Annotated in this window: 12 protein-coding genes; 6 read left to right on the top strand and 6 right to left on the bottom strand. The window is 49.5% G+C overall.

The window, feature by feature from the left end:
• Positions 1–575: 575 nt before the first annotated feature.
• The 5 genes from frdA to ettA all read left to right on the top strand — a co-directional run bounded on the left by frdA (position 576) and on the right by ettA (position 5839).
• Positions 576–2450: a fumarate reductase (quinol) flavoprotein subunit gene (frdA, locus tag F557_RS0104305; protein WP_019001020.1), complete on the top strand. Its 1875-nt coding sequence runs from the start codon at positions 576–578 to the stop codon at positions 2448–2450.
• Entirely contained in the window at positions 2450–3196 is a 747-nt protein-coding gene (locus F557_RS0104300) for a succinate dehydrogenase/fumarate reductase iron-sulfur subunit (protein WP_019001019.1), read from the top strand. The genes frdA and F557_RS0104300 overlap by 1 nt, the downstream gene beginning before the upstream one ends.
• Positions 3197–3201: 5 nt before the next feature.
• Positions 3202–3627, top strand: coding sequence for a succinate dehydrogenase/fumarate reductase transmembrane subunit (locus F557_RS0104295; protein WP_019001018.1), 426 nt, complete (start codon positions 3202–3204; stop codon positions 3625–3627).
• 12 nt (positions 3628–3639) lie between these two features.
• Positions 3640–4020, top strand: a complete 381-nt coding sequence (gene frdD, locus F557_RS0104290; protein ID WP_019001017.1) for a fumarate reductase subunit FrdD — start codon at positions 3640–3642, stop codon at positions 4018–4020.
• Positions 4021–4174: 154 nt separating this feature from the next.
• The gene (gene ettA, locus F557_RS0104285; RefSeq protein WP_019001016.1) at positions 4175–5839 is read left to right on the top strand and encodes an energy-dependent translational throttle protein EttA; all 1665 of its coding nucleotides are present in this window, start codon (positions 4175–4177) and stop codon (positions 5837–5839) included.
• Positions 5840–5977: 138 nt separating this feature from the next.
• Here ettA and F557_RS0104280 read toward each other — a convergent pair whose 3' ends face one another.
• From F557_RS0104280 to F557_RS0104255, 5 genes are all read right to left on the bottom strand, one after another.
• Entirely contained in the window at positions 5978–7552 is a 1575-nt protein-coding gene (locus tag F557_RS0104280) for a Na+/H+ antiporter NhaC family protein (RefSeq protein ID WP_019001015.1), read from the bottom strand.
• An 85-nt stretch (positions 7553–7637) separates the two neighbouring features.
• Positions 7638–8945 carry an ABC transporter permease gene (locus F557_RS0104275; protein WP_019001014.1) on the bottom strand — a complete coding sequence of 436 codons (1308 nt, stop codon included), beginning with the start codon at positions 8943–8945 and terminating at the stop codon, positions 7638–7640.
• A gap of 1 nt (position 8946) precedes the next feature.
• Positions 8947–9624, bottom strand: a complete 678-nt coding sequence (lolD, locus tag F557_RS0104270; RefSeq protein WP_019001013.1) for a lipoprotein-releasing ABC transporter ATP-binding protein LolD — start codon at positions 9622–9624, stop codon at positions 8947–8949.
• Between the two features lie 45 nt (positions 9625–9669).
• Positions 9670–10908, bottom strand: coding sequence for a lipoprotein-releasing ABC transporter permease subunit (locus F557_RS0104265; RefSeq protein ID WP_019001012.1), 1239 nt, complete (start codon positions 10906–10908; stop codon positions 9670–9672).
• A 271-nt stretch (positions 10909–11179) separates the two neighbouring features.
• Positions 11180–11782 (bottom strand): hypothetical protein, encoded by a 603-nt coding sequence (locus F557_RS0104255; RefSeq protein ID WP_019001010.1) that lies wholly within the window; start codon positions 11780–11782, stop codon positions 11180–11182.
• Positions 11783–12429: 647 nt separating this feature from the next.
• Between F557_RS0104255 and gltA the strand changes: the two genes are divergently transcribed.
• Complete coding sequence (gltA, locus tag F557_RS0104250; RefSeq protein ID WP_019001009.1) at positions 12430–13755, top strand: citrate synthase; 1326 nt, start codon at positions 12430–12432, stop codon at positions 13753–13755.
• A 444-nt stretch (positions 13756–14199) separates the two neighbouring features.
• Here gltA and F557_RS0104240 read toward each other — a convergent pair whose 3' ends face one another.
• The gene (locus F557_RS0104240; RefSeq protein WP_157617743.1) at positions 14200–16500 is read right to left on the bottom strand and encodes an LTA synthase family protein; all 2301 of its coding nucleotides are present in this window, start codon (positions 16498–16500) and stop codon (positions 14200–14202) included.
• Positions 16501–16912: the final 412 nt, after the last annotated feature.

The following is a 16912-nucleotide window of genomic DNA, read 5'->3' as shown; positions in this document are numbered from 1 at the left end:
CGCTGACCTTGGACAGTGCTTCCTGTTTAATGATTTTCTGTCAAAAAACACTTCTGGCCGTAATCCGGTTTTCTCTGGAATTCAAAATCCCGTCTCTAATAATCGTGGTATCAGAATTGTCATTATTGACTCACTTCCGCACCTTTATGAAGATCAATAATTCCAGTATGCACACAACCGGAAACAATTCGGTAATACTGCCTTCTAGCAATGATATGCCCTATACCGGAAGATTACGGAATATAATTTCAAGAATGCTGACATAAAAAATTTTCCGGAGCTCGGTTTTGTGGTCGACAGGGACAGTCTGCAACAGAGGAGAAATCCATTATTCTCTGATAGTCTCTCCAGAATTTGTGAAAAACCGGTAGAAATACCGCAGAAAATCCCGACATTTTCAGAAAAATATTCATGTAACAGACGTCTCTTTTCTGCCTGCGATCTAAAATTCATAAGTTCAAGCCCCTCATGCAAGAATTTTTATCATTTTTTTGATATGATAATCGGCAGTTTGACGGCCCTTAATCCGTGTCGTTTCTTTTTTCATATTTTTCTTTTTTATTCAGGAGAACACTGTGGACATAGTAAAGACCGATGTCGCCATTGTCGGTGCGGGCGGTACTGGTCTGCGTGCAGCCATTGCTGTAGCAGAGCTGGATCCAACCGTAAAGATTGCCCTCATTTCCAAGGTTTATCCGATGCGTTCACACACTGTTGCAGCAGAAGGCGGCGCTGCAGGTGTGGTACGTGATGATGATTCCCTCCAGAAACATTTTGAAGATACTGTTGCCGGTGGCGACTGGCTCTGCGAACAGGATGTAGTTGATTATTTTGTTGCCAATACCACCAAGGAACTGTATCAGCTGGAGCACTGGGGCTGTCCGTGGAGCCGCAAGCCCACCGGCGAAGTCAACGTCAGACGTTTCGGCGGCATGAAGGTACCTCGCACCTGGTTCGCTGCAGACCGTAGCGGATTCCACATGCTGCACACTCTGTTTCAGACTTCAGTCAAATATCCCTCCATCCAGCGTTTTGATGAGCATTTCGTATTCGATCTCCTAGAGGAAGACGGACAGATCAGAGGCGTGGTAACCTATGACATTCAGAATGGCGTCTGCAGAACCATTCTGGCCAAATCTGTCATTATCGCCACCGGTGGTGCCGGACGTGCCTACAGCTTCAATACCAACGGCGGCATTGTAACTGGTGACGGCATGGCTCTGGCATATCGGCACGGCGTGCCTCTCAGAGACATGGAATTCGTGCAGTACCACCCTACCGGGCTTCTGGGCTGCGGCCTCCTGATGACCGAAGGCTGCCGCGGCGAAGGCGGTATTCTCGTAAACAAGGAAGGCTACCGCTATCTCCAGGATTACGGTCTCGGACCGGAAACTCCTGTAGGACAGCCTAAGAACAAGTACATGGAACTCGGCCCCCGCGACAAGGTATCTCAGGCCTTCTGGAACGAACAAAAGAAGGGACGCACCATCAAGATGCCGCTGGGCGATGCCGTATACCTCGATATGAGGCATCTGGGTGCTGCCTACCTCGAGGAACGTCTCCCTCTTATCTGCGAACTGGCCAAGGCATATGCCGGTGTTGATCCTGCCAAGGATCCGGTACCGGTGCGTCCTGTTGTTCACTACACCATGGGCGGCATCGAAACTGACGGCAAGACAGCCACCAGAAAACCCGGGCTTTATGCCGCAGGCGAATGCGCTTCCGTTGGCATTCACGGCGCCAACCGTCTCGGTTCCAACTCCTTGGTAGAAACCATCGTATTCGGCAAGGTTGCCGGCGAAGAAGCCGCTAAGTTTGCCAAGACTCAGGAATACGGCAACGAAGAATATCTCGTGAAGCAGGCCGAGGAAGCTGTTAAAAAGGCAACCGAGCTCTTTAACGGCAACGGTACCGAATCCGTATCCAAGATCCGGCACGAAATGGGCGACTCCATGGAGGAAGGTGTCGGCATTTACCGTGAAGAGGAATCAATGCAGAAGACTATTGATGTTCTTACCGGACTCAAGGAGCGTTACCGTAACATCAAGATCAATGACACCCAGGGCCGTGTATTCAACACCGAATTCCTGAATGCTATTGAGCTCGGATACACTCTCCAGGTGGCAGAGTGCATGGCTCATTCCGCTATCAACAGAAAGGAATCCCGCGGTTCCCATCAGCGTCTTGACGGCCCGGACGGAGCCTACAAGAACCGCGATGACAAGAACTTCCTCAAGCACACTCTGGCTTTCATCAGCGAAGATGGCGCTGCAGCTCCCAAGATTGAGTACAGCGATGTGAAGATTACCCGTTTCCAGCCTGCTCAGCGTGTTTACGGTGCAGCAGCAGAGGAAGCTGAAAAGAACAAGGCTAAGGCTGCCCAGGCACCGGAACAGCCTCAGGCTGCCGCAGAAAGTGCCGAAGCTGCCGCCACTCAGGAGGACAAATAATGGCTGAAAAGACTATGAAGATTTCTGTTTTACGGTATCGCCCTGAAACAGACACCGAACCGCATTTTCAGGATTTCGATGTCCCTTTCCATCATGAAACCTCGCTTTTGGAAGCCCTGAACTACATCAAGGATTTCCTGGCTCCGGACCTCAGTTTCCGCTGGTCCTGCCGCATGGCTGTATGCGGTTCCTGCGGGATGATGATTAACGGTGTTCCGGGCCTGGCCTGTCAGACCTTTCTCAGGGACTATGATGAAACCAAGACCCTGAAGGTAGAGCCTCTGGCAAACTTCCCCATCGAACGCGATCTCGTGGTAGACATCTCCGATATGATTGAAAAGATTGAGCGCATCAAGCCCTACATCATTCCTTCGGAAAAGGATGCCAATAAGCCTCTTACCGAGAGCTATATTCAGACACCGCAGCAGATGGAGCTTTACCGTCAGTTCGCCATGTGCATCAACTGCGGTTGCTGCTACGCTGCTTGTCCGCAGTACAAGATCAATCCGGAATTCATTGGCCCGGCAGCTCTTACCCTGGCGTACCGTTACAACGTTGATACCCGTGATGCCGGTACCAAGGAGCGTCTTGCTCACATGAGTGCTGAGGAAGGTGTCTGGAGCTGTACTTTTGTGGGTGCCTGCTCCAAGGTATGCCCTAAGGGCGTGGATCCGGCCTCTGCCATTCAGCTTGGCAAGAAGCAGAGTGCCATCGACTACGTAATCAAAATGTTTAAGCCGGAGTAACTGAGATGGATAACAACGTAAAATCCTACCGCAAACCGTACAATCGTCCGGTTAAAAGAACCTGGTGGGCCGACTGGAGCTTCTATGTGGCATACATGCTTCGTGAAGGAACCGCCTTCCTGGCCGTGTTTGTTGCTCTGGAGCTTCTGGTAATCACCGCCCTGCCCTTCTTTGCTATCAAGGGGGCCGATGCTGCAGTTACTGCCGTGCTCAGCAATCCGATTGCCTTTATCCTGAATCTGATTGCGCTGGTAGCAGTGGTATTCCATGCCTTTACCTGGTACAATCTAATGCCGAAGGCTATGCGGATGTTCTTTACCAAAAAACCAGATGATACCAGACTTATTCCCGACAAGTTCTATGTGTTCGGCCTCTGGGGGGCTACTGCAGCCGCAACTCTCGTCATCATTTTGGTTCTCACATTGGTTTAAGGAGATATTTAAATGTCGTCTAAAATTCGTCGCTCTGATGAACCGGTATACTGGGGACTTTTTGGTGCCGGTGGTATGGTTGTGGGTATGGCACTTCCTTCTCTTCTGATCCTCATGCTGCTTCAGGGACTCGGTGTCAACTGCTTCCATTACTTCAACCTGATAAGCCACTGGTGGGGAGCTCTGGCAATATTCGTGATTATCTCCGGGTGTCTCTGGCACGGTCTGCACCGTATCTATCACAGTCTCCATGATCTGCTGATCAAGCCGACACCTCTCCATCACTATGTGCTTTATTGGGGAGGGCTGGTACTGACTGTTCTCACCGGAGTATTCGTATTCGGATACTACCTCATCATAAACGGTTTCCTGAACCTTAGCCTGCAGCAGTAAGGTTAAAATCCGGGAACCCGGAATCATAGATCTCAAGCCTCCTTATGGGGGCTTTTTTATTGCCCGATAACGGCGTTTTCACTTTAACGGGCCCCACTAATGTGCTATCCTTTAGAAACTTTTGGGTATTTGTTTTTTTACTTGCAGGACTGCCATGGCACAGTTTATCTACACCATGAACCGAGTGGGAAAAATCGTTCCCCCAAAAAGGTTCATTCTGAAAAATATTTCCCTGTCTTTCTTTCCTGGCGCCAAGATCGGAGTGCTGGGTCTTAACGGTGCGGGAAAATCCACTCTTTTAAAAATTATGGCCGGCATTGATACCGAAATAGAGGGCGAAGCCAGACCGCAACCAGGAATCAAAATCGGCTATCTGCCGCAGGAACCACGTCTCGATCCCGAAAAGACCGTGCGCGAAACCGTGGAAGAGGCTCTGGGTGAAGTATCCCAAGCTCTGAAACGGCTTGACGAAATCTATGCTGCCTATGCCGAACCGGATGCTGATTTTGATGCCCTGGCCAAGGAACAGGCTGATCTGGAAGCCATTATCCAGGCAGGTGACGGACATAACATGGACAACCAGATTGAAAAGGCTGCCGATGCCCTGAGACTCCCGGACGGTGACACTCAGATCAAGGTGCTTTCCGGCGGCGAACGGCGCCGGGTAGCTCTCTGCCGTCTGCTTCTGGAGCAGCCCGACATGTTACTTCTTGATGAACCCACCAACCATCTGGATGCAGAATCCATTGCCTGGCTGGAGGATTTCCTGCACCAGTACCCCGGAACCGTGGTAGCCGTAACCCATGACCGCTATTTTCTGGATAACGTTGCCGGATGGATTCTTGAGCTGGACCGCGGTGAAGGCATTCCCTGGCAGGGAAATTATTCCTCCTGGCTGGAACAGAAGGAAAACCGCCTGAAACAGGAGGAGAGTCAGGAATCAGCACGGCAGAAGTCCATTGCCAGGGAACTGGAATGGGTCAAACAAAACCCCAAAGGACGTCATGCCAAATCCAAGGCTCGTTTGGCACGCTTTGAAGAGCTAAACAGCGCCGAGTACCAGAAGCGCAATGAAACAAACGAACTCTTCATTCCGCCTGGGGACAGACTAGGTGACAAAGTACTGGAGGTAACTGGCGTTACCAAGAGCTACGGCGACCGTACTCTTATTGACAACCTGTCATTTTCAATTCCCAAGGGTGCCATTGTCGGCATTATCGGGCCCAACGGCGCTGGCAAATCCACCCTCTTCAGAATGATAACCGGTCAGGAAAAGCCTGATTCCGGTACCATTGAACTGGGCAGCACTGTCAAACTGGCTTATGTGGAGCAGTTCCGCGACAAAATGGACAATTCCAAAACCGTGTTCGAAGAAATTTCAAACGGTCAGGATATCCTGAAGGTCGGCAGCTATGAAATTCCGGCCAGATCCTACATTGGCCGCTTCAATTTCAAAGGTACCGACCAGCAGAAAAGAGTCGGCGACCTGTCTGGCGGTGAAAGAGGCCGGCTGCAGCTGGCCAAGCTCCTCCAGGTAGGCGGTAATCTGCTACTCCTGGACGAACCTACCAACGATCTGGACGTAGAAACGCTGCGAGCACTGGAAAACGCTCTTCTGGAATTCCCGGGATCCGCCATGGTTATCTCACATGACCGCTGGTTCCTTGACCGTATCGCTACCCACATCATTGACTACCAGGATGACGGGCAAGTCACCTTCTACGCCGGAAACTTTACAGAATATGAAGAGTGGAAGGTAAAAACATACGGGGTCGACTCCATAAAGCCGCATCGCCGTAAGTTCAGGAACGTAGTGTAGCTTGCGAAAAACCGGCACTTAACGGAGATTGATAAGGACGGAATTTTAAATCGAATCCCGTCCTTTTTTCACTCTTATCCTTTGGGCCGCTCTCCTGGCATTACTGAGAACTTCAAAAAAACTGGAATAAATACCCCTTTAGGCTTTTTCCGCATTCTCAGTCTGAGCTTTTCGCTGCACCCGGCTTCTTATCATGAGAAGGCCTCCCAGAAGCACCGCCAGAGAGAAAATCAGACTGGCAGAAAGACTCCTGGTAAATCCTGCCATCAAATATCCCAAAAGGCTCACTGCAGCAATAAAAATACTGTAGGGAAGCTGAGTGCCTACATGGTTGACATGCTCACACCCGGCACCGGCAGAAGAAAGAATGGTAGTATCCGAAATGGGGGAACAGTGATCACCGAACACCGATCCGGCCAGAGTGGCGGAAAGGACTATATAAAGATATTCGGAATTTCCCGGAAAAACTGCCTCGAATACACTGATAATAATGGGAATCAGAATGCCGAAAGTCCCCCAGGCGGTACCTACGGCAAACGAAAGAAATCCGGAGAGAATAAACGCAAACGCAGGCAGTAACGCCGCTACCATCCCATTATCAGCAGAAATCAGAGAGCCAATAAATTTCGGGGCCTCCAGAAGCTCTCTGGTAACTCCGGAAAGAGTCCATGCCAGCATCAGAATAATAATAGCCGGCAACATGTTCTGAGCTCCCCTGACAGCATTCTTCATAAAATCATCCATGGTGGAGATCCTCTTCGGAATGTATTTTAAAAACGCTGCCAGAAGCCCAACCAAAGCTCCGAGAATCAGGGAAAACGAGGGATCCGATGCCCCCATAGCCTGAACTGCCGAATGAAAAGCCTCGCCATCTTTCCAAAATCCACCGGTATACAGCATGGCAAGTGCCGTGGCTGTTATCAGACTGCATATCGGTATCAGGATATCGCTGATCGTCCCGGAAGCCTTGGCTTTGACTCCGTTATCCTGAAGAACATGGGAATCCTCACGACCTGCCTGTTCTTCCAGGCTTTCCTGATGGCGCTGCTCAGCCCGGCGCATGGGACCGAAATCAAAGTCCAATGCTATAACAAGAAGCACGAAACAAAGACAAAATATGGCATAGAAATTCCAGGGAATGCAGGATATGAATATCATAAAAGGCGTTTCTGACGAAGCTTCAGTGGTCAGATTTGAGCTTACCGCCACAGCCCAGGAGGAAATCGGAGCAATGATGCAGATCGGGGCCGCCGTGCTATCAATAATAAAAGCCAGCTTTTCCCGGGAAATCTTCTGGGCATCAGTCACTGGCTTCATGACGGTACCTACTGTAAGACAGTTAAAATAATCGTCAATGAATATCACTATCCCCAAAAACATGGTAGAGAACAGAGCCTTTCTTCGTGTCTGTAATTTTTTACGGGCCCAGTTTCCGTATTCCCGGATCCCACCGGAAGCATTAATGACACTGATCAGAGCTCCCAGAAGAGCACAGAAAATCGCAATCTTTAAATCGAATTTTGCACTCAGGATCTCTACTGATACCTCTATCGGACGAATCAGAGAATCTCCTCCGGACATAAAGGAATAAATCAGCGCTCCTGACATTATGCCGAAAATAAGGGACGAGTACACTTCCTTGGTTTTAAGAGCCAAAATTACCGCTAATACCGGTGGCAGTAGTGATAAAAAACCGGCAGAATAAGGCTCCATATAAACTCCTTGTTATGACCAGCAAGATTTGAAAAAAGGGAACTAAAAGCGCAAAAAAACTGGCGAATCTGGATTTTTGGAAAAGCTATTTCCCAGAAAGCTCCAGGGCCGGCTTGATTCCTGATGCCATTACGGCTGGAATCACCGTAGCCGCAAAACTCATAAATACCGCAATTCCAGCTACAGCTGCAGCATCCGACCAATGAAATTCCGTGGGCACAAAGCCTATAAAATACACATTCTGGTTCAGTACATGAAATCCGAATAAAGTCTCAATACCTGTCACAATTTCAGAGAGATATATCGCAGCAGGGATTCCCAGGACAATTCCTATAGCCGCTCCAGCACAGCCGCTGACAGCCCCCTGAACCGCAAAGGTCTGAATTACCGCCATTCTGGAATACCCCATGGACAGGAGGATGGCAACCTCGGAGCGTTTGTCGTTTATGGCCATTATCAAACTGGAAACAATATTGAAACAGGCCACTGATATCACCAGAAACAGCGCCAGATAAAGAATGGATCTTATCATCTGAATATCGTTGTAAAGGCGTCCCTGCACAGACATCCAGCTCCGAACATACAGAGACCCTGCAGACTCCCTGTCCGCCAGATATCTGGCTCCTTCAAGACATTCGGTCCCTGCCTCGAAAATATTCGCGGTTCTATAGGCAATGTTATTGGCGGCATCCTCTGGAAGATTGAGAAATTTCCTGGCGGCATCAATGTTTATAAACGCCACAGCGGCATCTAGCTGGCCCCCGATCTCCAAAATTCCCGCCACCCGGAAAGGTACCGAATTCAGAGCCTTGGGACCGCTTGCCTCCCGGGAATCCTCCGAGCTCTGTCCAGCAGTCAGGAAATCCACGGTATCGCCGATATTAACTCCGAGTTTCCTGGCAATCCGGCTTCCCAGCACAATCCCGCTATGTTTACCACTGATCTCCGTTTTAAAATCTCCGTTCCCTGATTCCAAAAAGCTCCCCTCTTTTATGAACGGACTCAGCCTGAGTACCCGAAGTTCCCGCGCCGGATTCACGGCCCGAACCTGCACCCCCTTGTAGATGCCGTTATAGGAAACCAGTCCATTAATAACAATTTCCGGGGCCGCTGCCTCCACCGCGGGACTTTCTTCCAAAACAGCGGCTTTTATAGACGCATTCAAGATATATTCCCCTTCTGCAGGATATATTTCCGCCGCCGGAATAACACCCAGAACCCGATACCGGAGCTCTCTCTCAAAACCGTTCATAGCAGAAAGCCCTACCAGAATGGCTATTACTCCGATGGCAACGCCGATTCCGGAAGCCCTGCTGATAAAGCCGGACATCATGGTCTTTTTTCCGGAGGAGGAGAATCTGAGCCCGATTAAGGCAGGAAGCAGCTTGTTCATATCACTGAATAACCCCGTCTCTCATGGTCAGCACTCTTTCAAACCGGGAGGCCAGATCCCGGTCGTGTGTTACCACCATCATGGCACACCCGGACTCCTCACGCAGTTCCAGAAGCAAGTCGAACACGCTGCCAGCGCTTCTATGATCCAGATTTCCGGTTGGTTCGTCGGCCAGAAGAAGATCCGGCTTGTTCACAATGGCCCGTGCAATGGCTACTCTCTGTCTTTCCCCCCCAGACAGTTCAGAGCTGCGGTGATGCATGCGATCCTTGAGTCCAACCCTTTCCAGGAGCACAGTGACTCTTTCGGTAATCTCGTTCCGCGGCACTCCGGCAATAAGAAGCGGCATGGACACATTCTCAAATGCCGAAAAGTCTGCCAGAAGATGATGGAACTGATACACAAACCCCAAATGCCGGTTCCTAAATGATGACAACGCGGCATGGTTCATTCGAAACAAATCCTGTCCCCTGAACAGCACTTTTCCGGAGGTTGGGGCATCGAGTGTTCCCAGGATATGAAGAAGCGTGCTCTTTCCGGATCCGGATGCCCCCACCACCGCCGTCATTTCGTGAGCGTCAAGGCTGAAATCCACTCCCCGGAGCACATTGGTTTCAATGTCGCCTTCCCGATACACCCGGGTAAGAGCAGAAACCTCCAAAAGCTTTTTACTGTCCATTATGACTGATTCCTTTGTTCTTCTGTCCCGCGATTCCCCTGCTGATTATTCATACCTTAGAAACTCCACCGGACGGGTGCGGGAAGCCCGGAATGCCGGATAAAGAGTTACCAGAAAACTCATCGTAACAGCGCTTATGGCTATTACCAGCACGGAAAAAGCGTCCACCCGTACCGGGATGCCGGCCATGGCCCAGAAATACTTATAAAGTCCAGTAAGCCGCAGGGTGGCTCCTATATGGGTTGCCAGAAACATGCCCAGTCCGGTTCCAAGACAGGTGCCGACAATACCGGAAACCGCCCCCTCAACCACAAAAATTCCCATAATGGTTCGGGAGGGCATTCCCATTGTTCTCAGGATAGCTATTTCCTGAAGCTTTCCGGCCACCACCATAATAAGAGCAGAAAGCATATTGAAGCCTGCCACCACAACAATAAGTGCCAGCATCAGCGTCATCATGAACTTCTCCATGGCAACACTCTGAAAAAATTCCCCTTCGGTTTCACGCCAGTCCGCAGCTATTTTAAATCCCAGTTTCTCGACTGCCTGACGTACCTGCCCCACCTCGTAGGGATCGCTCAGCCACAGCCGAAACCCGGAAACAGAATCCCGGGGATATCTGACAAGTTTTCTGACATCCTCCATATTCGCCAGAATCATGGGAGCACTGCCGGAAGAGGAGACACCCAGATTGTAAACCCCGGAAACGGTAAAAAGACGCTGTACCGGCTCACGACCAAACGGTGTATAACGCACACCAGAGGTGGAAATAATCCGCACCCGATCTCCGGGCATTACAGAGAGCGCATTGGCCAGCAGCGAGCCCAAAATCACCTCGAAGCTCCGGGGTTCCAAACTGGAAAAAGCTTCGGATCCGGCATCAATACGCAGAATGTCATGAACCGGGTACTTATCAGGAGAAATACCATAGAGGTGAGCTCCGGTAAGGGTGTTTTCTCCCTGAATCAGCACCTCTTCGGAAATCTCCGGCATGGCTGCAGTTACCCCGGGAATGCGTAACACTCCGCTCATATCGGTATTTTCGGGAATGGTCCCGGAAGATCCGGTAATCACCAGATGCGGCACCTCGGAAAGCACTCGCTCCTTGAGATCCCCCTCAAGTCCGTTCATTACCGAAACCACAATAATGAGAGCCGCAACCCCCAGCATGATTCCCAGCATGGAAAAAAAAGCGATTACGGACGCAAAGCGATGCCGTCCCGATGAAAACGCGTAGCTGAGCCCCATCGAAAGAAAAATAGGACTGTAGATTTTTCTTTTCACACCAGACCTGCCTGTAACACATCCTGATACAGCGAAACCGGGATCTGAAAGGCCCCAGATGCTGACATCCTGTCCGAATTCCCGGCACGATGCCTGATTATTTCCCGTAATCAGAATTACCGAAAAGCAAATGACAAAAAATTATAACTGAATTCCCTGCAAGCAGGGTTTTCTCTACAGAATCAGAGTTAAAAAATGAGCAGTAGCACCACTGAAAATAATACATTTTCCGGGAATTATTCCGCCAGGAGCATTTCTGCACCTTATAAAACTACTGACACTGCTCCTGCTCCCGTACCCGGGCATCGCTACGCTTTCTGAGAAAATCCCGTTCCCGGGCAAATACCATTTCCACAATGGCATCCTCATCCTCAGGACGCAGTCTTATGAAAGAAAAATGCCGGACTATTCCAGCACCCCCAGCATCCGCATCATCCAGCACCGCATAAGCATAAACAGCATTCCCCTGTTCCGGGAAATACAGCCTGACCCGGTAGCAGTCTCCCAGCTTTCCGGAAAACACTTCCCCGGATACCTTTTCCAGTTCCTCATTGGAAATGCCGAAACCGCTGCCTCCGAAGGTGCAGGTACGGGGAAAAATCCTTCCTGAAATCCTTTCCTGGATCAGAAGTCTTTCCAGCCTCAGGATTTCTTCCCGCTGGAGAAGCACCAGCTCCAGAAGCGCATCGAAGTGTTTTCCTTCGGCCGCAATCTCCCGGGAACACCGCCCCGCAAGATCGGGAAAACGCCCTCTAAGCCTGAAAAGCTCCGGAATCTCCTGCTCAAGCTCTGAAGGTTCCGGAATATTATTTCCACCCGGAACAAATTCCAGCTCAGCCGGTATGCTGAATGGTATTTCATGAAGCTGCCCCATGCTGTCCCCTTTCCTGATCCTGTACTGTCGTCCGCTCCCACAGACGACATATCGGATATTATAACAAATCGCCAGAAACCGGCTCTTCGGTTCTGCCGGAGATCCAGGATTGGAAATGAAGTCAGACTTCCCTGAACTTCAGGGAATTCTTATATGTCTCCTGCGTTCCATGACTATGAACGCTTAATTTTAATTCTATTTTCAGGAGACAAAGTGTAAAATACTGCACCGGGACGGGGAGATTATCAAAGAAAAAATGCCTAGGAGCTCCCTGATTACACCGGAATCCGCTGCCTGAGAACACAGTCTGAGAATGCTCTTTTCAGACGTTGTAGTGTTTATATTCCCCGACTGGGACAGGACTCTTAGCTTAGACCGGCCAGTAAGTGTACAATACCGGGAGCGGGATCGGTTCCTGACAGACTCAGGATTGTCAGAGCCTGGCACTGCCCCCAAACCTCCGTAGGCCTGCCACACGGAGGTGCTGCGTTCTCCCGCTCTGCAACACGATTTCCGAATCGGATAAAAGACGGATATTTGGCAGCAAAGTAACTGGCAGGGTATCGTCAGGTTAGTCCCCTTGTCCAACTGCGGCCTCGGAAAAAACATGACGGTTCTCAATTGTTTTTTACAAAGGAGTTTTATAAATGTCTGATACTGCTCAGAAGACAGCTATTCTTTCCATACCGGGTATGGATCCCATAGAGCTGCCCATGCTGAAAGGAACTCTCGGTCCTGAAGTTATTGATATAAGAGCTCTTGGATCCCACGGGTACTTTACCTACGATCCCGGCTTTGTCTCTACAGCATCATGCAAATCCCACATTACCTTTATTGACGGAGCCCGGGGAGTACTCCTTTACCGGGGCTATCCCATTGACCAGCTAGCCACCCAGTGCGACTACCTTCAGGTGTGCTATCTGCTGCTGAACGGCGACCTTCCAGACAACGAGCAATACCGCGAGTTCAGGCACCGCATCACCCACCACACTCTGGTACACGAACAGATCAACTCGCTATTCAAAGCCTTCCGTCGCGATTCCCACCCGATGGCCATCATGTGCGGCATTGCCGGCGCACTTTCCGCGTTCTATCACGACTCTCTGGACATCTATGATCCGGAACAGCGAGAGCTCACCGCCATGCGCCTTATCGCCAAGATGCCAACCCTGGCCGCCATGTCGTACAAGTATTCCATCGGACAGCCGTTCATGTTCCCGAAGAACTCCCTGAGCTACGCCGGAAACTTCCTGAACATGATGTTTGCCACACCGTGCGAGGACTACGAAGTCAATCCGGTAATAGAAAGAGCCCTGGACAGGATCTTCATTCTTCACGCCGACCACGAGCAGAACGCCTCCACTTCCTCGGTACGCATTGCGGGGTCCTCCGGAGCAAACCCTTACGCCTGTATCGCTGCCGGTCTTGCCTCACTGTGGGGTCCCGCTCACGGCGGTGCTAACGAGGCCTGTCTCCGGATGCTGGAGCGCATCGGCACCGTCGAGCGTATTCCGCAGTACATCGCCAAAGCCAAGGACAAGAACGATCCGTTCCGCCTCATGGGCTTCGGCCATAGGGTTTACAAGAACTATGATCCCCGTGCCAAGGTAATGCGGCAGACCTGTCACGAGGTTCTGAACGAGCTTCATATCAGCAATCACCCCCTCCTGGACGTTGCCATGAAGCTGGAAGAAATCGCACTGCACGACGATTACTTCATCGAACACAAGCTGTACCCGAACGTGGATTTCTACTCTGGAATAGTGCTGAATGCTATCGGCATTCCCACCAACATGTTTACCGTAATTTTCGCACTGGCCCGTACCGTCGGCTGGATAAGCCACTGGATCGAAATGAACGAGGATCCCGCTTCACGTATCGGAAGGCCCCGTCAGATCTATATCGGAGAGGCGGAAAGAGAAGTTAAGCCGCTAGGTGAAAGACAGAAATGTGTTGTCTGCCATCCTGAATAACGGATAGCAGTTTTTAGCCAGCGGAAAAATCAGATAAGAGCCGGAGCAAACAATCCGGCTTTATATTGTCGGCTTCACTGGAGATTAGGAAAATAAAATTCCGAATAATAATTGCCGAATCAACGTAATAAATAGTTTTTAAAAATAATATTATTCCTATAAACATTCCCATCACAAAATAAAACATCGTAAAATCATTAATTAAAATATCAGATTCAATCCTCCAAATTCAACTTTACCTGCAAAGTTCAGTTTTATTTTTTTACAATGTCAGCAAGACAAACATTTTAAAGCCAGATAACATTCGAAGCTTGGCATTTCATCCATAAAACAGGGCGTATAAACAATTCACCACTTTAATTCGAAAAACATAGCATTTCAAAACTCTCCATCCGGTATTCCATATCAATAAACCGGACAGAGATCTCTTCAAACACACCTGACTCAAAAAAGGAGGTCAGCCCCCTGACCATCTTCCTCAGGAACATCTTTTTCGGTAGATCCGGAAGCTGGCGCACTATCTTCGGGAATTCCGGAATCCGTTGCGGTCTCCTCGCTCATAGGCCGCGACGGATTCATAGCGGTTCCCTGGGAATACTGCAAGTTTTTTCCAGGCTTATAGACCCGATTAAGATCATTCAGCCATTTCTCGGTTTCCTCCTGGTTCTGCACCTGAAAGAAAAACAAATCCTCCTGAAGCTTCCGATAGGCATGCAGCCTGTCACAGCGATGGGTGTTCACATCGTTAGACACCGCTATATAGTGATCCATAAGACCGATGGATGCAAAACTGTATCCGGTATTGCCGCTGAGAACACAGGCATACTTGCCGGAAGCAGGCACCGCCATGTCCCGGTTAAAGGCAAAGCTGAATTTGCAGTTCTTGCTGTTCTGAAGCATATCGCATCCCAGCGTGTAGACATTCCTTCCAGCCAGTGAATGCGCCATTAAAGTTGGCATAATATCCTTGTGAGAACCCCATCTCTCCGGAACATAGATATCCCGAGAAAGCTTATAGTCATCAGGGATATGGAGATAGAAGGGAACCATGTAGCCCAGCACTGATTCCACAGGATGCCGGCTATAGCCAATTCCCCTGAGATTGTGGTCTCCGGTGGCAGCAATAATGGTACGGGCCCCGAGTTCTTCATCATCTTTGATTCTGGTAATGAACTTACCCAGCTCGTTAAGGGAATATTTATAGGTTCCGAAAATTACCTCGGTATTCGTATAGGGGAAACGGCCTCTCACATCCGGTGTCAGAGTCGGTGGCAGGATGCCGGAATTATCCGGAATGCGGTATGGCGGGTGATTGGTAACGGTCAGAATCACCATAAACACGGGCCGCGGCTTTCCAGCGGCATCCGTGCTCCGATCCTTGCTGAGAACATTAAAAGCCTTGTCAAAAGTATAGCTGTCATCCACACCCCAAGTACCAGATGTGGCATTCGGGTAATCCTCCAGAAGACTCGCCTCGTCAATAACCCGATCCACTCCCTGTTTTCCAAGGAAATTACCGATATTGCGCCAGCTCTGGGAGCCTCCGGTAACAAACACTATTTCGTAGCCAGCCTGCTTGTAATGCTCAATAAAGCTGGTAATGAACTTATCCCCCGAATAAGATGAAGTTGACAGAGACTGGGAAGGCACCCCGAAAAGCAATCGTGATATGCTGTCCATAGTACCGTTTCCACCTGACAGGAAATTCAGCCAGAAATAATCTCCGGACTCCCCCTTAACATGAGTGGCCAACTCACCTAAGGGATTCCAATTCCCGGTGCTGGTGATCATTATATGTCGGCCCCAGCTCTCCATAATAGCCAGTACCACATCCGGAGGATTACCAGCAATATATTCATCACGAGGAAGAGTTACCTTAAAGTTTGCAAAAGGATCAAGTGTATTAATCTCCGCTATTCCTACTTGTCTGAAATCCTGTGCCAAATCCTCATAATGCACTCTGGGAATGTCATCCTGCTTCATATACCATTTCCAGGCCCAGTACAGATTTATCGGACCGTTGCTCACTCCCATATTGACAAGAGCACTCCGGGATACAGCCGTATGTTCCATGCGCAGCGGCAGGGTTCCCAGGGATCCCCGGAGAAAGAAAATGAAAATGAAGGCGCACAATAAAGTTCCTGTCGCAAGAAGCGGCACCCCCATTCTGACATGTCCGATGGTATTCCTTAATTTCATGTACATCCAGGGATGAAGCCAACGGATAATAAGAGCGCTTATCAACAGAAAGGCCACAAAACCGCTAATCCCCAAATACACCGGATAATCCTCAACAAGAGTATTTATCACGGCTATGGGAGATTCATTGCCAAAAGAAAAGATAAAGGCATCAATGGGACGGTCATAGGTTTTGAAATAGAAATAGTTCACCATCGTCAGCGCGGCCAGACAGCCCTGCCCCAGAAGGTCAAACACCCAAAAAAATTTCTGATAAAGATCAGCAGCAGTCCTTCTGAAGCAGAAGAGAGCCAGCACCGCTGCCGGAAGATAAACAAAGGCAATGGCCTTCAGATCAAAAAGAAGCCCCACCCGGAAAAAGGCAAACTTTTCAGAAGCAGACAGAACATTAAATCCGGTTCCCATAAAATCTCTTATGAGAAAAAAGCGACCTGCCCACAATACCAGAAGACCAATCAAGAATCCGAGAAAAAACCTGACCACCAGAAAACGCATAAACTTGCGATAACTGATTTTGCTGTGGTCGCAAAAACCAAAAAGACCCAAGGGAACCTACCTCTTCATCAAATTGAATGAGTATATGTCAACACCTAACATCATACAATATTTGCCACGGCTTACAACGAAAGGTTTCTGATATGTGAGTCACAAAAAATAAAAATCAAAACACCGCTACTGCTACTCAGTCTCCGCAAACATTCCTTTCAATCCCCGCTCCGAGATGAAATCGCTCAGCAGCACTCTAACAACTAACACTGCTAAACACGCACGGTACACATTGCTCAGGCCCAATACTGGAATCTCTTTAAAGGGCAAAACAACGAAAAATACCACGGAGCAAACGATCAAAACCATAAGGAATTACCAATGATCAATGTAACAGTTCATTCACCATCCAGGAAAACCAGATAGATACACCGGCAAGGACGTTAAGCAAGAATCTCTTGCCAGGATTTCG

It is taken from the genome of Succinimonas amylolytica DSM 2873, assembly GCF_000378405.1.
Lineage (GTDB): Bacteria > Pseudomonadota > Gammaproteobacteria > Enterobacterales > Succinivibrionaceae > Succinimonas > Succinimonas amylolytica.
Note: the sequence above shows the minus strand (reverse complement) of the source record. Positions and strands in the feature narration are given on the sequence as shown.